This window comes from Salinithrix halophila (assembly GCF_042650125.1).
In the GTDB taxonomy this organism is placed as follows: domain Bacteria; phylum Bacillota; class Bacilli; order Thermoactinomycetales; family DSM-45169; genus Salinithrix; species Salinithrix halophila.
Map to the genome: position 1 here is coordinate 45,862 of NZ_JBHSAP010000003.1, position 22,076 is coordinate 67,937.

At 49.8% G+C, this 22,076-nt stretch carries 20 protein-coding genes; 11 read left to right on the plus strand and 9 right to left on the minus strand.

Features of this window, described 5'->3' with window-relative positions:
* The first annotated feature begins 411 nt into the window (after positions 1-411).
* Both ACFOUO_RS00580 and ACFOUO_RS00585 read left to right on the plus strand, forming a co-directional pair.
* Positions 412-3,174 carry a S8 family serine peptidase gene (locus ACFOUO_RS00580; RefSeq protein WP_380701098.1) on the plus strand — a complete coding sequence of 921 codons (2,763 nt, stop codon included), beginning with the start codon at positions 412-414 and terminating at the stop codon, positions 3,172-3,174.
* Positions 3,175-3,402: 228 nt separating this feature from the next.
* A complete protein-coding gene (locus ACFOUO_RS00585; protein WP_380701100.1) occupies positions 3,403-4,509 on the plus strand; it encodes an aminotransferase class I/II-fold pyridoxal phosphate-dependent enzyme in 1,107 nt (368 codons plus the stop codon).
* 55 nt (positions 4,510-4,564) lie between these two features.
* Here ACFOUO_RS00585 and ACFOUO_RS00590 read toward each other — a convergent pair whose 3' ends face one another.
* Both ACFOUO_RS00590 and ACFOUO_RS00595 read right to left on the minus strand, forming a co-directional pair.
* Positions 4,565-5,257, minus strand: a complete 693-nt coding sequence (locus tag ACFOUO_RS00590) for a Bax inhibitor-1/YccA family protein (protein WP_380701102.1) — start codon at positions 5,255-5,257, stop codon at positions 4,565-4,567.
* A gap of 43 nt (positions 5,258-5,300) precedes the next feature.
* Complete coding sequence (locus ACFOUO_RS00595; RefSeq protein ID WP_380701104.1) at positions 5,301-5,777, minus strand: hypothetical protein; 477 nt, start codon at positions 5,775-5,777, stop codon at positions 5,301-5,303.
* A gap of 191 nt (positions 5,778-5,968) precedes the next feature.
* Here ACFOUO_RS00595 and moaD point away from each other — a divergent pair, with 191 nt between their 5' ends.
* Positions 5,969-6,676 (plus strand): molybdopterin converting factor subunit 1, encoded by a 708-nt coding sequence (moaD, locus tag ACFOUO_RS00600; RefSeq protein ID WP_380701106.1) that lies wholly within the window; start codon positions 5,969-5,971, stop codon positions 6,674-6,676.
* Between the two features lie 94 nt (positions 6,677-6,770).
* Complete coding sequence (locus tag ACFOUO_RS00605) at positions 6,771-7,802, plus strand: ThiF family adenylyltransferase (RefSeq protein WP_380701212.1); 1,032 nt, start codon at positions 6,771-6,773, stop codon at positions 7,800-7,802.
* Between the two features lie 206 nt (positions 7,803-8,008).
* Here the strand turns inward: ACFOUO_RS00605 and ACFOUO_RS00610 are convergent, their stop codons facing one another.
* Positions 8,009-8,917 carry an NAD(P)-dependent oxidoreductase gene (locus ACFOUO_RS00610; protein WP_380701108.1) on the minus strand — a complete coding sequence of 303 codons (909 nt, stop codon included), beginning with the start codon at positions 8,915-8,917 and terminating at the stop codon, positions 8,009-8,011.
* A 514-nt stretch (positions 8,918-9,431) separates the two neighbouring features.
* Between ACFOUO_RS00610 and ACFOUO_RS00615 the strand changes: the two genes are divergently transcribed.
* From ACFOUO_RS00615 to ACFOUO_RS00635, 5 genes are all read left to right on the plus strand, one after another.
* Complete coding sequence (locus ACFOUO_RS00615) at positions 9,432-10,028, plus strand: cysteine dioxygenase (protein WP_380701110.1); 597 nt, start codon at positions 9,432-9,434, stop codon at positions 10,026-10,028.
* Positions 10,009-11,265 carry a hypothetical protein gene (locus ACFOUO_RS00620; RefSeq protein ID WP_380701111.1) on the plus strand — a complete coding sequence of 419 codons (1,257 nt, stop codon included), beginning with the start codon at positions 10,009-10,011 and terminating at the stop codon, positions 11,263-11,265. Before ACFOUO_RS00615 ends, ACFOUO_RS00620 begins: the two co-directional genes overlap by 20 nt.
* On the plus strand, positions 11,255-12,010 hold the full coding sequence (locus tag ACFOUO_RS00625; RefSeq protein ID WP_380701113.1) for a TSUP family transporter: 756 nt from the start codon (positions 11,255-11,257) through the stop codon (positions 12,008-12,010). Before ACFOUO_RS00620 ends, ACFOUO_RS00625 begins: the two co-directional genes overlap by 11 nt.
* Before the next feature lie 372 nt (positions 12,011-12,382).
* Entirely contained in the window at positions 12,383-13,321 is a 939-nt protein-coding gene (locus tag ACFOUO_RS00630) for a DMT family transporter (protein WP_380701115.1), read from the plus strand.
* A 277-nt stretch (positions 13,322-13,598) separates the two neighbouring features.
* On the plus strand, positions 13,599-13,862 hold the full coding sequence (locus ACFOUO_RS00635) for a hypothetical protein (protein WP_380701117.1): 264 nt from the start codon (positions 13,599-13,601) through the stop codon (positions 13,860-13,862).
* 25 nt (positions 13,863-13,887) lie between these two features.
* Here ACFOUO_RS00635 and ACFOUO_RS00640 read toward each other — a convergent pair whose 3' ends face one another.
* Complete coding sequence (locus ACFOUO_RS00640; protein ID WP_380701119.1) at positions 13,888-14,622, minus strand: hypothetical protein; 735 nt, start codon at positions 14,620-14,622, stop codon at positions 13,888-13,890.
* A gap of 419 nt (positions 14,623-15,041) precedes the next feature.
* A complete protein-coding gene (locus ACFOUO_RS00645; protein WP_380701214.1) occupies positions 15,042-15,497 on the minus strand; it encodes a SprT family protein in 456 nt (151 codons plus the stop codon).
* A gap of 88 nt (positions 15,498-15,585) precedes the next feature.
* Here ACFOUO_RS00645 and cmpA point away from each other — a divergent pair, with 88 nt between their 5' ends.
* Positions 15,586-15,717 carry a cortex morphogenetic protein CmpA gene (gene cmpA, locus ACFOUO_RS00650; protein WP_380701121.1) on the plus strand — a complete coding sequence of 44 codons (132 nt, stop codon included), beginning with the start codon at positions 15,586-15,588 and terminating at the stop codon, positions 15,715-15,717.
* An 80-nt stretch (positions 15,718-15,797) separates the two neighbouring features.
* Here the strand turns inward: cmpA and ACFOUO_RS00655 are convergent, their stop codons facing one another.
* The 4 genes from ACFOUO_RS00655 to ACFOUO_RS00670 form a co-directional block, all read right to left on the minus strand.
* Positions 15,798-16,958, minus strand: a complete 1,161-nt coding sequence (locus ACFOUO_RS00655) for a S8 family peptidase (RefSeq protein ID WP_380701123.1) — start codon at positions 16,956-16,958, stop codon at positions 15,798-15,800.
* A gap of 247 nt (positions 16,959-17,205) precedes the next feature.
* Complete coding sequence (locus ACFOUO_RS00660; protein WP_380701125.1) at positions 17,206-17,658, minus strand: hypothetical protein; 453 nt, start codon at positions 17,656-17,658, stop codon at positions 17,206-17,208.
* 74 nt (positions 17,659-17,732) lie between these two features.
* Positions 17,733-18,575 (minus strand): M23 family metallopeptidase, encoded by an 843-nt coding sequence (locus ACFOUO_RS00665; RefSeq protein WP_380701127.1) that lies wholly within the window; start codon positions 18,573-18,575, stop codon positions 17,733-17,735.
* A 161-nt stretch (positions 18,576-18,736) separates the two neighbouring features.
* Complete coding sequence (locus ACFOUO_RS00670; RefSeq protein ID WP_380701129.1) at positions 18,737-20,878, minus strand: Tex family protein; 2,142 nt, start codon at positions 20,876-20,878, stop codon at positions 18,737-18,739.
* Positions 20,879-21,112: 234 nt separating this feature from the next.
* On the opposite strand from ACFOUO_RS00670, the gene purU reads away from it, so the two are divergent.
* A complete protein-coding gene (gene purU, locus ACFOUO_RS00675; protein ID WP_380701131.1) occupies positions 21,113-22,003 on the plus strand; it encodes a formyltetrahydrofolate deformylase in 891 nt (296 codons plus the stop codon).
* The last annotated feature ends 73 nt before the right edge of the window (positions 22,004-22,076 follow it).

Sequence of the window (22,076 nt, forward strand, 5' to 3'; positions counted from 1 at the left end):
AGCCGTAAAGTTATGTTAAGGATAGCACCCGCTCTTAAGGCTGTCGAGGCGTAGGGAGGAATTAAAGGAAGAACGAACCGGTCACCGTCGATTTCTGTCCATTGCGAGAATTACAAATAGGTAAGGTCTTCGTAAGGAAAATCGATTCTTATTCGAATCTTGTGTCATGCTTAAGCCGGAATGCGTTCGACCTCCCAATCATTTACCAATTCACACGCTCAATTTCTTCTATAAAAAATAAAATTACCTTTTTACGACAATGATCACTCTCTGATCAAATTTCGTTAAAAAATGGTATAATATAAAAACGGAATAGAAGTCATTTAACGAATCTAGGAAGGGTAGGGATGTCAAACGCGTTCACAAAAGTTTCCTATATATCTGCAATCATCTACATAAGGAGGTTTACCCGTGAAAAAAGTATGGCCTGTGGTTGTATGTACCACGCTTTTATTATCCGGTTTGGGATTGAATTCCTCGTCCCCTGCTCAAGCATCTCCTTCAGAAGGATTTTTGAATGCGAAATTGCGTGAATTCCAAAAACACAAACTGGCTCCCGGGGTGCCCGTTCAATCGGGAAAGCGCGTTTCTGTACTGGTGGAGATGAACAGTGCTCCGACGGCTGCTTTTCAGAAGTTGGCTAAATCTGAGGAACTACCCAGACAAAACGCAAATCAATATCGGAAAGAATTACAGCAGGAGCAACAAACACTCACTTCGGACTTAAAGGAAGTCGCTCCTCAACTTCAGGTAAAAGAAACCTACGATACCGTTTTTGCGGGAATGTCCGTCCGCTTAAAAGGGGAAGAAGTAGAAAAATTAGCTGCTTTACCCGAGATTAAACGCATTTATCCGATTCGAAAATACCGAGCCACCATGAAAGAGAGCTCTCCCCTCATTGGTGCAACCTCCACGTGGAAAGAAAAAGACAGCCAGGGGAATTCTCTGACAGGGAAAGGCATGAAAGTCGCGGTGGTTGATTCCGGTGTGGATGCCAAACATCCCGATTTGAAAGGGAAAATCGTAGGCGGTTATGATTTCGTTGAAAAAGATCGCACCCCCCAAGATGAGGCCGGCCATGGCACCCATGTGGCAGGTACAATCGCGGCCAAGGGAAAGATTAAGGGCGTCGCTCCAGATGCTTCGATCTTGGCCTACCGGGTACTGGACGAAAACGGAGTAGGCACCAACGAGGACATCTTAGCCGGGATCGACCGAGCCGTAAAAGACGGAGCAGACGTGATGAACCTGTCCCTCGGAGCTTCCGTCAATGTCCCCGATGGCCCGCTGGTTCAAGCTGTCAAACGGGCAACCGAACACGGAGTCGTCACGGTTGTCGCCAATGGAAACGACGGACCTGAAGGATGGTCAGCGGGAACTCCGGGTACCGCTATGGACGTGATTTCCGTCGGAGCCTCTACAAAAGTCATTCCGTTACCCGTCGTCCAAGTAGCCGGCGATAAAAAGAAAATGGAGATGAACATCATTACCTCTTCACCGGCTTTTCCGATGAAAGGTACCCACTCGATTGTCAATCTGGGAAATGGAAAAGCGAAAGATTTCAAAAAGAAATCCCTCAAAGGAAAGATCCTCCTGGTCAAACGAAACAAACAAATGACAGAAGGCGGGATCACCATCGTGGATGATGTAGCCATACGAGCGAAAAAGGCAAAGGCCAAAGCGTTGATTGTCTATAATGATCACAGCGGTGAGCTCAGCGTAACCCCGATGATTCCCGATGACGAAGCAAAACCGGTTCCTACCGCCACCTTATCGGGAGCGTATGGGAAATATCTCAAAAAGAAAATCGCGGCAGGGAAAAAGAAAATTGTACTCCGTTCCGTAAAGCAGGAACGGATGATTGATTTCAGTTCCAGAGGTCCGGGCCTCGGCACTTGGGCGATTAAACCGGATGTCACTGCCCCTGGGGTCGATATCCTCAGCACTGTTCCCAGGAAGGTCGACAAAAAGGGCTACGAAAAGATGAGCGGGACAAGCATGGCTGCTCCTCACGTAGCTGGAGCCGCAGCCTTGCTCCGGCAAAAACATGCGGATTGGGATCCACAACAGATCAAAGCGGCTCTCTCCAACACCGCTGTCAACCTAAAAGATAGCGAAGGCAAACGGGCCCCATATATCCAACAAGGTTCCGGACGAATAGATATTCTAAAAGCCCTTCAGACCGATACATTGGTCACCCCGAACAACCTCAGCTTCGGATTGTTTAAACCCCAATCGGGCACACAAGAAGCCGAGCGAATGCTTCAAGTGAGAAACACCGTCAACCAAGCAAAAACCTATACCATCCGAGCCGAGTTAGACGGCGGAAAATCCGGCATTCGGGTGGAAGTTCCGTCGCAGCTTCAAGTAAATTCCGGCAGCACGGAACAAATTCCTGTCAAGATAAGCTTCGATACCGGATTACCTGTGGGTCAGTACACCGGCACGATTTATATAAAAGAGGGCTCCCAGGAATGGAAGGTCCCTTTTATCGCCTTAAATGACGCAAAGGATTATGAGCTGATCAACTCTTTCGGACTGGATACCCTGTTTTTGTCTCCCAATGGGGATAAAAAGCTGGATACGGCGCTGTTGACCTACTATATGCCGGTGTCGCCGGACCGTTTGAAAATCACGGCAAGAAAGGTCGAAGAAAATTCGAAGCCCATCACCCTACATTCTGCCAAAAATCCGCAGGAAGGTTATATGGATCGCTTCTGGAACGGTAAGGATGCGAAAGGGAAGAAGCTACCCGACGCTCTCTATTTACTCGAAGCTACCGCTAACAAAGGCAAAGCGCGTACTTCCGCACAATCCATCGTCTTTGTCGACAAGACGGCTCCTAAAATTAAATGGGGGAAAACCGGTAAAAAGCCGCAGTTGAAGGGCAAAATCCATGATCTACTGGTTAAAAAAGATTCTCTGGGTTTATTGCATTTCATGCATATCATGGCTGGAGTGGACATCAAACCTGTCACTCTCCAGTGGAAGCGGGAGAAAAGCAGCAAATGGAAGAGGATTCCGCTTTCCCTTGAAAAACTGCACAAAAACAAAGGGAAGTTCACCTATACCTTCAAAAAGAAGGAACTGAAAAAAGGGAAGAACACGATCCTTGTGCGAGTCAAGGACGCCGCAAAAAACAGCCGTACGCAAAAGATAAGGATCAAAAAATAAGTCGATTCCCCTATAAAACCGAGTCCCCCTCTGTATCCGATGGGGATTCGGTTTTTATATCCGGGATTGGGCTGTGCCTCATTATTTGATACGGTAGGAGAAACATCCCTACACAAAGAGGTGGACACATGAACCAGTCTTTTCAAAGGAAATGGAGCGAGATGGATGGAATTACCGCCGAACGCCGCCGACAGCTTCCTCTGCACCCTGCCATAGGAGGGAAGTCCTATGTCTAATCCTCCTCCTTTTTCACGCCTGGTCTCTTCCCTTCCCGCCTCTGTCCCCTTCGTTCCGCCGGAGGAGACGGAACGACAGAAGGGACGCCAGATCTGGTTGCGCCTGGGAGCCAATGAAAGCACCTTTGGCATGTCTCCGAAGGCCCTGGAAGCGATGCAGCAGGCGACGGCGCAATCCTATTTATACGGGGACGCCACTAGCTATGAGCTCCGGGGCGAACTGGCGGATTTTTACGGGATCGAACGAAAAAACATCCTAATCGGGAGCGGAATCGACGAACTCCTCGGCTTGACCGCCCGTGTATTCCTCAACCCTGGGGATGCCGTCACCACTTCTCTCGGGGGGTATCCCACCTTCAACTATCACGTGGACGGCTTCGGTGGCATCCTCCACACCGTTCCCTACCAAGACTTTCGCAATGACCTCACTGGACTAGCGGAAAAAGCACGGGAGACGGGTTCCCGCATCCTCTACCTGTCCAACCCGGATAACCCGACGGGCTCGTTTTATCCGCCCGAAGCAATCGAAAAACTCCGGCGGTCCCTTTCCCCTGATTGCCTATTGTTGCTGGACGAAGCCTATGTTGAATTCGCAGGGGAGAACGCAATCTGGCCCATTGACCCTGAAGATCCCCAGGTAATCCGTACCCGCACCTTCTCCAAAGCCCACGGAATGGCCGGGGCTCGTATCGGCTATATCCTGGGAAACCCGAAGACCCTAGCAGCCTTTGACAAGATTCGGAACCACTTTGGAGTTAATCGCCCAGCCCAGGCCGGTGCACTCGCCTCTTTACGCGACCGTACTTTTTTAGAGGCAGTCGTAGAAAGCGTCACAGAAGGAAAGAAGGAATACGCCCGGTTGGCTAAGGAAACAGGATTCATCACGCTTCCCTCATCTACCAACTTCGTCACCTTCGACATGGGCACCGCTGAACGAGCCCGCGCTACGATGGATGACTTATGGGAACGGGGTGTTTTCACCCGGGTTCCTGGCACTGCACCATTGAACCGCCTGCTTCGAGTCAGCGTGGGGACCCCCGAAGAACGGCGCGAATTTGCCCGCGTATTCCGTGAAGTGGTCTCCTCCCTCCCGGAATAAAGCCCCTTGTAAAAAACAGCCGCCTCCATACCAAGGGAGGTGGCTGTTTTTGGGGTTAATCCCGGTTTCCCAGGATGCGGAGAAGGAAGATAAACAGGTTGATAAAATCCAGGTAGAGAGCCAAAGCCCCCATGATTGCCGCTTTGGCGTGTGAATCTTCGTCCATCTGCATCTCCTGCATCCGCTTGATCTTCTGGATGTCATATGCGGTCAAGCCACAAAACAGGAGAACACCTGCATAGGAAATGATCCAGTAAAGCGTGGTGCTGTTCATAAAGAGGTTGACCACACTCGCCAGAATGAGGCCGATCACGCCCATCAGGAGGATGCTGCCTAGTTTGGACAGATCCCGTTTGGTAACGGCCCCGTAGACGGCAAAGATCCCAAACATCCCCGCCGTGATGAAAAACACGGAGGCGATCGAGAGGCTTGTATAGATCGCTAAAAGAGGCGTAAGCGTCACCCCATTTAGGGTGGCATACAGAAAAAAGATGAAGGTGGCGGTAGGAACCGCCATCTTGTGAACCCGTGCAGCCAGAAAAAAGACCAGTACGAATTCGAAAATGACGAGGCCGTAAAAGACCATCATGTTCTGTTCAAAGTAATGAATCACCTTCTGGTCGGGATCACTGACAAGAAGGAAAGAAATGATGCCTGTCAGAGAAAGACCGGCAAACATCCAGGAAAAAACACGGGTCATCAAGCCGGATTGAAGGGATGCAGTATTTTTGCCTACATAAGGGCTCATCGCCGTTAGCAGCCTCCTTTACTCGTATCCATGGGAACATCGCTCAACGTTGCGGCACCTGATTGGAAGCTTCCGTCGACATGGTCTTGGCTAGGGATTGGCGGAGATTCCGAAGGAGCCCTTCCATCATCTCCGATCGTTTCTCCCAGGGAAAATCCGGAACAAGAGCCGCCAGATCCTTCATTTTTTCTTTGTCATACTCCATAAACTGGACCACCAACTCACAGGTCCGCAGGAGTTCCTCCCACTCTTCTGCGGGCACGATGACGACATCCTGTTCTTCAAGCGGTTTATTCGACGAATACACAGACTCCCCGCTCCTTTCTCCGTCGGCTTGGTCTCCCGGTGACTGTACCGGCTTTACTTCAATCCGATATTCTTTACCACCGGCGAGGGCGACTTCCAGGCAATCCCCGACCAGTTCAATTCGCGAAAACAGGCGGTTTTCCTGCTTTGTCGCCTCCAGTTGGCTGACGATCAACCGGAACAAGGTCCGGGCCACGTCCTTTTCGTTACCCATCGTTTCTTCCTCCTCGCCCCGGACAGATTTTGGTAATGGGTTCCCATAACGGATGACGTCTTCATTCCGACTGTGTCTACGATATAATAGGGAGGTACTGTTGCGGCTAATCCGGCCCGCCATCATTCGGAACCTGCTGTCTGTCAGAAAAGCTGACTACCGAAAGGAGGAAGGCGATTTTCGCCGTACTTATGAAGATTAACGTGCTGTTTTTCGCCGGGGTTGCGGAAGCCGTCGGCAAACGTTCCGCCTCCCTCGACCTTCCGGAAAAAACGACCGTCCGAGACCTGTCTATACGGTTGGCCGAGCTCTATCCCGATGCGGCGGATACCATCCGCTCGTCACTGATTGCGTTAAACCAAGAGTACGCTGGAGCCGACCATATGATCCAGCCCGGCGACGAAGTGGCCCTCATCCCTCCCGTCAGCGGTGGGGAAAACTCGGAAGAGGATTGGTGTTTCGTTACCGAAAATCCCCTTTCTCCTGAAGTGTTGATCCGACGGGTATCCAACCCTCGTGCCGGTGCCGTCCTCACCTTTGCAGGAACCGTGCGGGAATTCACCGGAGATCAGCGCACCGTTTTCCTTGAATACGAGGCCTATGCCCCCATGGCAGTCAGAAAGATGGATCAGATACGGCAGGAGATTCTAAAACGCTGGCCTGGGGTCCACGCTGCGATCGCTCATCGGATCGGCAAGCTGTCCATTGAGGAGATCAGCGTCCTGATCGCCGTGGCATCTCCCCACCGGGCCGAGGCCTTCGAGGCAGGCCGTTATGCCATCGAACGTCTAAAAGAAACGGTTCCTATATGGAAAAAAGAAGTCTGGGAAGACGGTTCCGAATGGATAGGAGCCCAGACAGGCCCCTGGAACCACAACAAGAAAGACACGGAACCCTGATTGATTCCAGTGTAACCTAAAACCGGCGGTCCTTACAGGATAAAGCGCTTGTTCTCAGCAGGACTTGCCGGCTCGGAGGCGATATCCGTTGCAGATAGATCGAGAACGTTTTTCCAGGCAGATCCGCTTCTCACCCATCGGAGAAGAAGGCCAGGAGCAACTCAACCGGGCTCGTGTCGCCGTCGTCGGCCTCGGCGCCTTGGGAACCGCTCTTTCCCATCACATGGTACGAGCGGGGGTGGGCTTTGTACGCCTGATCGACCGGGACTTTGTCGAAAGGAGCAACCTGCAACGCCAAATGCTCTACGACGAAGCCGATGCCCGGGAAGGGCTGCCTAAAGCAGTTGCGGCAGAGCGGAAGCTCTCCGCCATCGATCCCACGACCCGGTTGGAGACTTTTGTCACCGACCTCACCCACCAAAACGCCGAATCCCTCCTGGCCGGAGTCGATCTTATTCTTGATGGAACCGATAATTTTTCCGCCCGCTACTTGATTAACGATGTCTCCGTCAAACACAGCATCCCTTGGATTTATGGCGGAGCCGTCAGTGCCCGCGGGATGACCTTTACAGTTCTACCAGGGGAAACACCCTGTCTTCGCTGTCTGTTCCCGGATGTTCCCTCTCCGGGCCAAGCAGAAACCTGTGATACCGCCGGGGTGATCGGCCCTATCGTCCAAGTAGTTGCTGCCTATCAGGCTACAGAAGCCATGAAGTTTCTCGTCGGAGACCGGAACTCCTTGGACCGTCGCCTGCGTCACTACGAATTGTGGGACAATCAAGATCACGCCATACAGGTGGAAAACCGTAAACAGGCGGATTGCCCCGCCTGCGGTCAATCTAGCTTTGAGTTCCTCACACCAGGTAATCATGAGGATTCTGCTGTCTCCCTTTGCGGTCGGGATACGGTCCAGATCACTCCGGCCCGAACCATGGACACCGACCTTGAACGGCTGGAAAAGCGGCTTGCCCCCCTCGCCCAGGTGGAACGGAATCGATTTTTGCTCCGGGCCCAGGTGGATGATACCCACCGTCTCGTGGTCTTCCCCGATGGACGGATCCTCGTTCAGGGGACCTCTGACCTTTCGACCGCCCGTTCCCTGGCAGCCCGCTATGTAGGGAGTTAACCCTCCAACGAGGATGAAAAATAAGGAAGCAACTTTCTAAAAAAAGCAAGGAAAGTGATGGGGGTGCTGTCCCGCCTCATGGGATCGGAAGTCCATCGAAGCAGCTGCTTCGATGGGCTTTTTCTATCACCTCACCTTGCTCATCGAATTCTATCATTTTCCATCTGTCTTTCATAGAGGGGACTGAATAACAACCGAGGGCTGATTCACTTCCCGTCGGTTGGGACGATATCCACGTTGCCCAATTGCTCCAATACCCGTATCAGGGAGTGCGTACCGTCTTCATTGCCGCCATGGGCTTGGACGGAGCGGAGGAGTTGGTTAACGGTTGCGGTCCCGATCAAGGGAAGCTCCAACCGTTCCGCTTCCTGAAGGACGATACGCAGGTCTTTCTGCTGAAAAAGGACTGAAAAACCCGGTTCCAAATCCCCTTTCACCACCCGGGGGGCCAGATTGGACAATGCCCAGGAACCGGCTGCCCCCTGGGTCGTCACCTGAATCATCTTCTCCAGGTCCACCCCTGACTTCTTGGCGAAGGAGAGAGCTTCCACCATCCCCAACAGATTCAACCCGCACATAATCTGGTTGCAAGCTTTCACCGTCTGACCCGCACCGACCGGGCCGCAATGAACGATATTTTTACCCATCGCTTCAAAGAGTGGCTGGACTCGCTCCAGATCCTCCGCTTCTCCTCCGATCATAATGGAAAGGGTCCCTTCCCTGGCCCCCACATCCCCGCCGCTTACAGGCGCATCTAACATGCGTACCCCTTTTCTCTTGGCCTGCTCCGCCAATTTACGGGTTGCATCGGAGGAAATGGTGCTCATATCTACAAGCACTAGACCCTCTCTAGCTCCGGCCAACACCCCTTTTGGCCCCGTCACCACCTCTTCCACATCGGGGGTATCTCCGACGATGGTGATGACTACATCGCTGGTTTGAGCCACTTCTTGCGGGGATTCCGCCCGTTTTGCCCCCCATTCCTGGGCTGCCTCCATGCGGGAAGCTGTCCGATTCCACACGGTGATCGGAAACCCGGCTTGATAGAGATTACGGGCCATGGAGCGACCCATGATCCCCAATCCAATAAAACCGACACGCATCTTTTCAGCCAAGTCGACTCCTCCTCTCCCCATCTAGGGGATTTCTTTCGATGTTCCTTCTCCATTGTACCGGTTTCAAGCGGGGAGCCAAATCCTCCGTGAGAGAAGGACTTTGATGTTACTCAGGGATCGTTGTTCCTGATACGATCTCTATCTCGATCTCCGTTTTTATCATCTCTTTACGGCCGGCAAAAAGAGATATGGATAATTCCATAAGGTCTTGCTGACATCGAAAGGCTTATTGGGCATTCCGAACTCATTGTATGGGAAACAAACAAATGCAAGTCTTGGAAGGAGAAAAATTGACCAAAGGCGAATATAAGATATCGATTGGAAAAAACAAATATAGCCGAAGAATGTAGAGGTACATTTATTGTAACCTATTTTTCATCAAAAAGAAGGCGATTGACCTTAAAAGCATGTGGTTATCCATCGTGATGGTTTTAATCGGTTCCATTGTTGGTGGATGGCTTATTTTTCATATAAATGCCAAATATCTCATAATGATATTCTTAGGAGGGAGAAGATGTCTAAGATTGTTGCGGCATATAGCCCTAATGTAAGCAAATTGATTTCATCTCTCTCGAACTCTCAATCAATGAAGATCATCTACCAGATTATTGAAACATCATCAATATGTGTCGAAGACATTGAACCTTATCGTCACTTTGAGACATCCTCGTATGGAAGAAATTTGATCTATGGTTGCAGTCAATTTGAAATGATTCTAATATGCTGGAAGCCAGAGCAAGAATCAGCAATTCATGACCATGACCAATCTGACTGTATTATGCGATGTATCAGCGGCAAGTTAGAAGAGACACGATACATTCAAACCTCTTGTGAAGATGGTTCTGCTTCAGAGATCAAGCAGGTCAATTCAAAAATAGTCCGTGAAGGAGATGTGACCTACATTAACAATGATATTGGACTTCACAAAATAAGGAATATAAACGAAGGCGTATCGTTTGCCCTTCATGTTTATTTTCCTGGGATTAGAAAGTGCCATATTTTCAATACAGAGGACAATAGCAAAAGAGAAATAATGAATTCATTTACCAGCGAGTATGGCGTTAAAAAAAATAAAGCGGGGATGGGTTATGATGAATACTGGAACAATTAAAAAACATGAAATTTTAGAAATAATGCTCTCTGAATACGTAAGCAATCAAATCAATAGGATCATAGAGAGCGAGTTGAAAGAGCACAATCCTTATTTTTGTGATGAGTCAGTGGTATTTTCATTTGCCCAAACGGTATTCACCTGTTTAGAGGATTATTCCAAAAGACATCAATGCCCGGATACTGAGAAGCTTATTACTATTATCAAAGAAGCTCATTCCGGTGGAAATATACCACCTCTCTTCATCAGAAATACTCCCTGTGACCCCGTAGAGACATTATTACCGGCTGAAAATCGTAAAGGGTTCGATTATGGTGAAAGTGAACATGACAGAATGAAGTTGTATTTTTATTCGGAATGGGTAACATGGCTCTTTGCGACGCTTTTGAATCATGATGCTCTCGTTCATCCGTCTGAGCATGGCGGTAAAAACAGATTTCATCTCATTTCACCTGTAAATAACCATGAAAATTTGCGGAATGTCGGTGCAAGTACTGGCGGCGGGAATTTTTATCAGCATAATGATGCAACGGTTCATACAGAGGTGAAAAATCAATCGGATGTCGAGGAGAGACTAAAAGCATTTAAAACTGATTTAAATACTACTTCACGCAGGCTTAATAAACCGGTTGAAACCATCATTTCTGAAATTACTTGCGGCAAGTTCACCAGAGTTGATGCCCTTTTGTTAAAGGGAATACTGAACTTACAAACGGAGACTCATATTGGAACACCGCGCTTACTTCAAAAGCACCTCGAGGAAAACTCCTTCAACAAAGACGATATATTATCCTTGAGTCAAATGCCCATTGCTCATATTGCAGGAATGGCAGACGGGAAAATATCCGGGTATGTTGGTGAAATAAATAGAATCATCAATTTGGATAAAGATGGAACTATCATTGCCACTTGTTTGAATGGAGCAGAGAACAGATTGATTTACGTTGGTAAAAGTGACCGGGATCAATTAGTCTTTGAAAGATTTTTGGAGTTATTGCGGACTATGCCGACATATAAGGTCTTGCTGACATCGAAAGACTTATTGTTCATTCCGAACTCATCGTATGGGAAACAAACAAATGCAAGTCATGGAAGGGGAAGATTGACCAAAGACGAATATAAGATACCGATTGGAAAAAACAAATACAGCCGCAGAATGATCTGCAGGCAATATGTTTCAAGCCGCATGCGTGATAATAAAGAAAGCAGGTTAGGAGAAATGATAAATGGACTTTAGTTTGGAGGTATTTCTTTTACTATTCCTGGTGGCCATTCTGGCAGGTTGGGTTGATACAATCGCCGGTGGCGGGGGTATGCTTACTATACCAGCTATGTTATTAGTTGGTATTCCTCCTTCAGTAGCAGTATCCACAAATAAACTTCAAGGCAGCAGCGGTACATTTATTGCAACCTTATTTTTCATCAAAAAGAAGGCGATTGACCTTAAAAGCATGTGGTTATCCATCGTGATGGTTTTTATCGGTTCCATTGTTGGTGGATGGCTTGTTTTGCATATAGATCCCAAATATCTCGTAATGATATTGCCCTTTTTGCTTATTGCTATTGGTCTTTATTTTTTGTTTTCCCCCAATGTAGAAAACAAAGATCGACCAATGAAAATCAGCATATCCGTTTTTGCATTAGCGATAGCTCCGATTCTCGGTTTCTATGATGGTTTTTTCGGGCCCGGTACGGGCAGCCTAATAGCATTATCCTTTATTACGTTATGTGGTTACGGTGCTTCAAAAGCAACAGCCAATGCCAAGGTTTTGAATTTCACCAGCAATATCTCTGCGTTACTATATTTTGTGATCTTCGGTCAAATCGCTTGGTCTATTGGATTGATTATGATGCTCGGTCAAATCTTAGGTTCATTTATTGGCGCAAGGATGGTATTCACTAAAGGGGTTTCGTTAATCAGACCCGTGGTGATCATCGTATGCTTTATGATGGCTGTACGAATTTTTATACAGAATTTTTAAAACCCAATACGTTTTTTTGGACATAAAAAGGGGGGTCGGGTAGGGCAGGCCCCCCTTATGGTGTCATGACATTCAATATGATGATCTGGGGCCTCAATACGGTCGCTCTCGAGCCATGGAATGGCCCATGATCCCCAATCCAATAAAACCGACACGCATCCTTTCAGCCAAGCCGACTCCTCCTCTCCCCATCTAGGGGATTTCTTTGAATGTCCCTCCTCCCTTGTACCCGTTTCAAACGGGGTGCCAACTTCTCCTTGCACAAACCATCCCAAAGCGCTAAAATTTAGGATAACGAAAAATTTCGGGCATTCAAGGAAGAGGCCTTTGGCCTTTTCCCTTTCTTTTATCTTCAGGAAAGAAGGGTTGGGATTGGATAAGAAAGCCGCTTATGGTGTCATGACATTCAACATGATGATCTGGGGCCTCAATACCGTCGCTCTCAAAGTACTGGTGGCCCATTTCCCCCCATTGGCGATGCAGTCTCTCCGGATCTTCGTCGCCGGCCTGATCCTGGTTCCCTTTCTGCTCGTTTTCAACCAATGGCGGAAAATGAGCGGACAGGAATGGAATTTAACGCTGGGAGCCGCCCTATTCGGTGTCCTTGGTCACCATTCCTTGCTAGCGATGGGCCTGGAAAAAACGACAGCGAGTCATGCTGCCCTCATCCTTGCCTTAAATCCCCTGGCCACTTCTCTCCTCGCCTTTTTCCTGCTGAAGGATCGGCTTACCCTCCTTCGCTGTTTAGGCATCGTCTTCGGTTTGACCGGGGTCTCCTTCGTGGTACTCAACGGAAGTGAAGGGTTACAGCAAGGTACCATCGGTGACTTATATATCTTGGCCTCCATGGCATCGCAGGCGCTCAGTTTCATTTTCATAAAAAAAGCCACGGATACGCTGGATGCTAAACAGATGACGTCGGTCATGTTCTTGCTGGGATCCTTGATGATCCTCACAGTCGCCTTTTTCACAAACCCGGTATCCCTTCCGCAAATGATCGGCAGCAGTCCATGGATATGGACCATCTTCTTTGGATCAGCGGTCATTGCAACAGGCCTCGGTCATCTCATTTACAACTCTGCCATCCATCGACTGGGGCCGGGGCAGACAGCCATCTTCATCAACATGACCCCTTTCTTCGCTCTCACCGGCTCCATATGGCTCCTGGGTGAGGCGATGGCATGGACCCAGGCCTTCGGCTTTCTTTTCATCTGCACCGGTGTCTTCCTTGGCTCGGGTGCCCTGGATGGGTGGTGGACCGCCATTTGGACCGGCTTCCGTCTTTCCCGGAAGCAGACAGATTGTCAATGAAACAGAAGAAACCTGGTCGGTTCACCCCCTAAAAGTAGACACAGGAAAATCTCCTCTGTGTAGAACTACTTTTACGGGGTGTTTTTCGTGAAACCGAAGTTCCTTCCTCTGAGGTACAACAAACCATTAACGAATGAAATATCCATTTGGACGTTTTGCGCCGATTACTGGATCCTGTTTTTTATCTATTTGATCATCGTTCCCAACTGTTTGGTGTATAATCAAGATATAAGGAAAAAAGGGGGAATTTATCATCCCTCTAAGGAGGTAGTAAAAAATGAGTGAAGCTAGTAGTTTTTGGGATATCATGGGCCCAATAGGTTTTGCCCTGTTCGGTATTTGTTTCGTTCTCTCTATTTGGGGATATCGAAAACATTCGGCAATGGTTGTTTTTATGTGTAGTTTAGTTAGTGGTGTTACTGCCTATATAATGATGTGGTCTTTCGGGCTAATTATCGGAATCGTGGCTGTGCTTCAATTATTAGCTGCTTTTTATCTTTATAGAAAACCGAGAGAAAGCAAAGAGCGAGTCGACAACTAATTGTCGGCTCGCTCTTTTTATCCTTTTATCCCGACTTTGTAGCAATATCAAGGTCTAACAAAGTATGACCTTCACCACTTCGCGCCCAATCTACATAGTAACGTGACTTCCCTGTATAGTAACCTTCAATTGTTATATAATGTGTTACTCTGGTCACTTTACCATCATTTCCGAAATCGTAGTTGTGGAACTTCGCCCTAGACTTACTCTCGACAGTTCTGTTACCATCTATAAACCTTAAGCCTGTAAACTTATTTTCATCTACATACCAGTGTGTGCCTAGAGAACTTGGATAAGCAGCCCAAGCAGATTTACTTCTAGATCGATAAGAAACACTACTACTACCTTTTGAGAAATTCAACTTTTGAGTGTGCTTAGCTAAGTCTACCCCAGCAGGATCATCCGTAATAGCGGTTACGGATCGATACCGTGATCCTCTCGCTGTAATCTTATCCTGCAGTTCTTCTTGGAAGGATTCTAACTTTTCACCCTCTATGTTAGTAGCTGTGTACGTTCCGGCTTTCTCATCAACTTCTATATTATAAGCCTCCACTTCATTCGCTTCACTAGCTTCTCCTTCTATTCTAATGACGTCCTCTTCATCACTTATCACGGTTCGTGTTACCTTTTTAAACACCCTTTCCGTACTATTAGATGGGTTAAGTACCTCAGATTCATTATATACTGGCTCACTTGCCGATGAAACAGATGGAAATGAACCTATTGCTAAAGTGACAGCTAATAATACAGCCCTTTTCAACATTAAAAACCTCCTTATCCAAATATCACAACAACATATTACTCTAAAGTGGTTCTGTTGTAAATACTTAATATTTTTAAAAAATTTTTATGGTATTAAGCTTTGTAAAAAGCCTAGGCGACGCGAGGTCGTGACAGAATTTAACCATTATAACCCCAAAAAGGCGCTACACTTGTCATGGGCCCACCATGCACTCAAAACTACCAAATCGATTATCCCCAAAGATCTCAAATAAAACAGAAGAAGCCCAGCACCAAGGATGGGACACCTCGCCGAACTTCCTGCAAAAACATGATAAATTCCCTCAGTGGAGGCCGGTTACCAATTGCCAGCTAATGGATGTGCCTCCGTATTCCCCCTGTAAGGTTCGTACTCCTACGGTTTTCATCATGGAGGGCACCCTTCTTTTGCTATCCCTTCTACAGCTCTTTCAAAGAAAGCGGCCCCCGGCAGTGGCCACATCGATAGCGACGGGGGTCCATCCTTTTTTTCCGGTAGGCTTTTTGGCCGCATTCCCGGCAGACCAAAACCCAACGAAAGGGCTTTTCCCCCTTCCCGCCGGGAAGGGTCGGTGTGTAACGCAGGCCCTTGACACGGGCGAGGAGTTCCTTAAACTCCCCGTCACGATGGCGGTACCCTTTCCCTTCTCGATGCAGGTGATAGTGACAGAGCTCATGGCGAATGATCCCCTCCATCACTTCCACCCCCAATGCTTCCAGGTGTCGGGGGCTGACTTCAATCCGATGGTCGTGAAGAAAATACCGACCGCCGGTTGTCCGTAACCGCCGATTAAACCGGGCCTGATGGAGGAAGGGTTTACCGAAATCCCGGAGGGATATAGCCTCCACCCAGTGCTGCAACGCTGTGTCATCCATCGGTGTACCCAAATCGGGATTCACGGAACAACAGCCTCCTTCATAAACTTTAACCACGGCACATTCGTCACAGGGGGAGGCCTTTTTCATGCCATACTGGCTGCGTCGTCAGCTACAACGGGCATTCCACGGAAAAGACCGGCGGCAGATCCGCATCCTGAACGACTGCTGGTTTCAATATCAGGAGAAAAACACGTTTCTTCCGTTGGAATCCCGTTAAGGCATCCACCTCATGGATAAAGGGTATCACATGAAAAAGCAGACGGCGAAACCCGTCTGCTTTTTTGTAGGAATACCATTTTATTCACCAACGGCCTTGGCTGCATTGATACGACCGTAAGCCCAATCGCTTCCCGTACCGGAAATTTTATCAGCCGTCCCTTCAATGGTGGAACGGATATCGGCTGCTTTTTTGCCCTGAGAAGCTAAGAGGCCCGCCAGCCCAGCCACATGAGGCGTGGCCATCGAAGTCCCGGAAAGGTTTTTGTAACCGCCTCCGGTGATTGTGGAGTAAATGTCCACGCCGGGTGCCGCCACATCGACCCAGTCAGCTCCACAGTTGGAGAAATCCGCCTTTTTATCGTTGGAATCCGTAGCCCCTACAGCGATCGTCTTCTTGTAGTAGCCGGGATAATTCGGAGTGGTTTTGCCTTCATTTCCTGCAGCGGCAACCACGATTGCTCCCTTGTCGGCGGCATAGTCGACCGCGTCTTTTAACGCTTGCGCCCCTTTCGAGGCGCCGAGACTGAGACTGATTACTTTCGCTCCGTGATCTGCGGCATCCGTAATGCCATTAGCGACGGCATCCAAAGAGCCCCTCCCGTTAGCATCGAGAACTCGAGATGCGTAGATCTTTGCATTTGGAGCCATACCAGCGATTCCGATCTCGTTATTGGTATGGGCCGCGGCAATGCCGGCACAGTGGGTGCCATGGCCATTCTCATCCATCGGGTCGGAATCATTGTCGATAAAATCCCGGCCTTTGATGACTTTCCCTTTCAGATCCGGGTGATTGTAGTCCACGCCGGTGTCCACAATCGCAATTTTGGCTCCTTTACCCGTAACGGTTTTCCAGGCTGTGGGTGCGTTGACCAGCTCGAGACCATATTGCTTGGAGTAATCCGAGTCATTGGGAGTGGCGGCCGCTTTGAAGGTAATATTCGGTTCGGCATACTCTACCAGGGGATTTTCTCGGTACATCTTGAGGGCGTTCTCTACAGAGCCGTGCACTTTCACGACATCGAACCCAAGTGCATGATTTTTGGATAAGATCTTGGAGTTCAGTTTATCGAGTGTCGCTAGCCGTTTGGTTTGGGCCGCACCTTGCTTGAACTTGACGACAATCTCTCCCGCTTGGTATCCCGCATCAGCCTTTGTTTTTTCCCCCCTGGAGGCAGCAGCCGGGGAAGAAGGAAGTACTACAAGCGTGAGAGCGAGAGTCATGACAGCGAGAGCGGACAATGAACGCTTGATCGAGAATCCCTCCTCTTTTCATCTGAATGTTGTTGCAAATCGGACAACACTTACTTCCTAATTACCTAATACAGGTAATTATTGTGTTCCACCTCCATAAAAATGGTAGTTATATGATAAAAAACGTCACCCTTATACAACGGGTGACGCTGTTTCCCAGTTTCATTTTTCGACAAAAACCACGATCATTCGCGCCACGAACCCTGAACAAGAGATAATCGGTGCCTCAACCTTGTTATGGGGTGGGCTTATACTGAACACCTTCATCCGTAACCAATGGCCGTTCGGTTTCCCCCGAGGTAACCATCACGATGGAGCCGAAGACGGCACTGCCGGCAAGGTACAGGACTTCCGCCATATCGGGACCGATGGTATAGTTCGGGTTCTCATCATGATGGGCAAAGAGGTCGCTCCCCGAAAACTCCGGATGTTGCTGCATCATGTTCTCCACCGACCGCCGACACTCCGCGGAATGAAGAACCAACGGAAAGATTCGCTCAAAGGTAGCACCGATAAAAGCATCCCGGCCTTGGCCTGCATTTGGTAAATCCTGTCCTTTCATTTCCGTCTCTACAAAAGCAGCGATTGTCGCCAGTTCATCGGGGCAACGTTCAAATAGTCGACTGCAAGAGAGGGCTGTTTTGCCCATTTTTCGCGCCATTTCTTGGGGTACTCCGTGTTGGATCATGAGAAATCCTCCTCTGACCTTATTGCTTTTAATTTTCCTAGCCTTGCGGAAAACATGCAGAGGAGTTGTTACATTCATCGTTGACGGCTTTCCCAGGTTCGCAAAAAAACATAAGGATTCATCGCCTCACGCATCGGAGAAAAGAGACTCTCCCGAACGTATATACCAAAATGGAGGTGAGGAGCAAATTTTCCTGTCGTTCCTTCGGGGCCGTATCCGCTGTCCCCGACGTAACCAATCACTTGACCCTTTTTCACCTTGGAGCCCAATTGAATGTCTTCGGCGTAGCGGGAAAGATGGGCATAGTAGTAAATAATCTGCGAATGCTCCCCATCCATCAGTGAAAGCCGCCAACCTCCGAGTTCGTTCCACCCTTTAGCCACGACCCTGCTATCACGGACAGCGCGAAGCGGAGTCCCTTTAGCAGCGAATAGGTCCGTTCCTTCATGGGTGCGCTTCCCGCCATAGGTACGGCTGACACCCCATGTATCACCGTAATCCACCTTGGCATCCTTAGCAAAGGGAAAGACTGCTGGTTCCGCAAGCGACGCTGCTGCCCAATCATAAGACTTCGCTAGTCGGATCGCCTGATCCGCCTGGGAAGGAGCGAGTAATTTTTTCAAGGCGCGCTCCGCTGCCCGCTCTCCCGTTCCGCCACCGGCTTCTGCCATCCTTTTCCCCCGACGGAGGATGGAGGCGGCATTGACTCCCTTGTAATTCAACTCCACCTCGTCGGCAGCGGCCAAGTATGGCCAGGGGATGCCCGTTTTCTTTCCCGATTGTATATAGGCCTTCGCCAGTTCATCTTTTACCTTCATCTCGGGAATCTCTACTGACTTGGTCCAGTCGTAAACCACGTATCCGACCACGGCAAGTAATCCGGTTAGAATAAAGCCCCCGATCCACTTCTTCCACACGTCTCCCACTCCCCGACTACATGGTTTGTTTTTAACCAAACCCACACGGATTTTCGGCCCTTCCCTTTCCATTGTAAAGGAAAGAATCTTCCTTCCGTAGGCTATTTCCTAATTTATAGACAAAGAGCCTCCTCGTCTGAGAGGAGGCTCTGCTCTGCTACTTACCAATTGGGAATCATACTGAGCGAGACGCGTTCCCGATCATGATCCACGTTGATCACCCAGACATCCACGATGTCACCCACGCCGACGACATCCATCGGGTGTTTAACAAATTTATCGCTCATTTTGGAGATATGGACAAGGCCATCATTTTTCAGCCCGATATCGACAAAGGCTCCGAAATCAACCACATTGCGTACGGTCCCTTTCAATTCTAGGCCTTCCTTTAAGTCTTCCAACTGTAGGACATCGGAACGGAGCACGGGAGTGGGCAACTCTTCCCGGGGGTCACGTCCTGGGCGCAAGAGAGCCTCGATGATATCCCGTAACGTCGGCACACCACAGTCGAGGACGGATGCCATGGCCGTGATATCCACCCGGCGCAGTCGTTCGTTCAACTCCGGAGTACCGATCGCATCCGCTCGGCTATCCAGCTCCGTCAGGAGTTTTTCCACCGTTGGATAGGATTCCGGGTGGATGGGTGTTTTATCGAGAGGGTTTTCCCCGTCTATCACTCGTAAGAAGCCAATGCACTGCTCAAAGGTCTTGGCCCCCAGCCGAGGCACTTTTTTCAGCTGCTTCCGATCTCCGTAACGCCCCAGCTCCTCCCGGTATTTAATAATGTTTTTGGCGACGGTGGTATTCACTCCAGCCACATACGAGAGGAGCGGCGCCGAGGCGGTATTCACATCCACGCCGACATGGTTTACGGCTGACTCCACGACCGTACCCAGGCTCTCGGTCAGCCGCTTCTGAGAGACATCATGCTGATACTGGCCGACACCAACGGCTTTGGGCTCGATTTTGACGAGCTCAGCAAGCGGGTCCTGTAACCGGCGAGCGATGGAGACGGCACTTCGCTGGGCGACGTCCAGATCCGGAAACTCCTCCCGAGCCAGCTTGGAGGCAGAATAAACGCTGGCACCGGCTTCATTCACCATGATGTAATAGAGGTCACGATCCACTTCTCGCATCAATTCGGCGATGAAGGATTCTGTTTCTCGGGAAGCGGTCCCATTGCCGATGGCGATCAAGTCGATGCTGTATTCCTCGATCAGACGGCGAACCGTTTGTTTCGCCTCTTCGACTTGTTTTGGGGAAAGCGTGGGATAGACTACGCCGACATGCTGCAAACGCCCCGTATCGTCTACCACCGCCAGTTTACAACCGGTTCGGTACGCGGGATCGACACCTAATACCTTCTTGCCCCGGATCGGCGGCTGTAGCAAAAGCTTACGCAGGTTCTCAGCAAAGATGTGGATAGCCTGTTCCTCAGCGGCCTCTGTCATCTTCGCCCGGATCTCCCGTTCTACCGAGGGGAAGATCAGCCGTTTCCAACTGTCCACCGCCACTTCCTTCAAATACGGATGGGGTTTTTTAGGAAACCAGCCCTCCAATTGGCGAAGAATGGCCTCTTCCTCCACCTCGATGGAGAGCTTCAACACCTCTTCCCTCTCCCCCCGGTTGACGGCCAGTACACGATGAGAAGGCATCTTCCGTACCGGCTCGCGGCGGTCATAATACATCTCATACACCGTGCGGGCTTGCCCGTCCTTCGCCTCGGAGGCTAGGATGCCGTTTTTCCAGGTATAATCTCGCACCCATTTTCGGATGTCCGCATCATCGGCCAAATCCTCAGCGATAATATCCATCGCTCCTTGGATCGCCGCTGCTGCATCCTCCACACCCTTTTCTGAATCGACGAAACGAAGGGCTGCTTCATCCACTGATAATGGTTCCTCAGCCGCTAGCATGTGTTCCGCCAGTGGAGCCAGTCCGCGTTCCCGGGCGATCGAGGCACGGGTCTTCCGTTTGGGACGGTAAGGACGATAGAGATCTTCTACGGTCTGCAACTTGTCTGCCGCTTCAATCCGGGCCTTCAGTTCGTCATTGAGCTTCCCCTGGTCGTCGATCAATCGCAGGACTTCCTCTTTACGCCCGCCCAATTGGATCAGGTACCGGTTCCGTTCTTCGACGGACCGCAGCACTTCCTCGTCCATCTCTTTGGTCCGCTCTTTCCGGTAACGAGCGATAAAGGGGATCGTGTTGCCCTCATCCATCAACTCGACGGCTGCCTGTACCCTTTCTACAGCAAGGCCCAATTCCTTCGCAATCACCTGGTATCTCTCTCTTGCTTCCATAAACGCCTCCGTATCCAGTAGATTGTCGCTTCCCCATCATACCGCTTTGCCGACAGGGGCGCAATTTTCCGACGGAGGATATCTTTGCCCATTCCGTGAAAACGATTCGAATAGTTTCCTGAATTTCCTTCTGATCCACCTTGCGGGATTCTCCTATTAGCAATAGCATCCTTCCTCAATTCATAGTAGAATAGAGTTTATGTGTAACACGGATCGTAAGGAGGAAAAACCATCATGGCTTTAATACATCCACAAGGAGACACCTTACAGGAAAACCGAGGGCGAATCCTGATTTCCTGCCCGGATCGGCCAGGGATTGTCGCTGCGGTATCGCGATTCCTGTATGATTGGGGAGCGAACATCATCCGTTCGGATCAACATACCACCGATCCGGAAGGCGGCCTTTTTTTTATGCGGGTCGAATTCCAAATGGACGATCTGGCCCGGCGTTTCCCTGAGGTGGAAGAAGGCTTCCGCGAGGCGGCCAGGCCCTTCGGGATCTCCTGGCGGATGAGTCGGTCAGGCCATAAAAAACGGCTGGCCGTCTTCGTTTCTAAAGAGGACCACTGCCTGACCGACTTGTTGTGGCGGTGGCGAATCGGGGAACTCAATGCCGACATCTCGATGGTGGTAAGCAACCATCCCGATATGGAACCCCTGGTCTCCCCCTTCGGCATCCCCTACCACCATGTTCCCTGTAACCGGGACATCCGGCTAGAGGCAGAAAAAACCCACTTGAAACTGTTGGCGGAAAACGAGGTGGACACGGTGATTCTGGCGCGGTACATGCAGATCATCCCTCCGACGATGATTCAGCGTTACAAGAATCAGATGATCAACATCCACCACTCTTTCCTACCGGCCTTCGTCGGTGCTAAACCATACAATCAGGCTTATGAACGGGGCGTTAAAATTATCGGCGCTACGGCCCATTATGTGACAGAAGATCTGGATGAAGGCCCGATCATTGAACAGGATGTTGAGCGGGTCGATCATCGCTGCCGGGTGGAAGACTTGAAGCGGATCGGCCGCGATGTGGAACGCCTTGTACTCGCCCGTGCAGTTCAGTGGCATCTCAACGATGAAGTGCTCGTTCACGGCAACAAAACCATCGTCTTTCGCTGAGAGGGACGGGAAAAACCTTCCCCCTGTACCGGCGATATTCGAACCGCCTCCCTCATCGCAGGGAGGTGGTTTT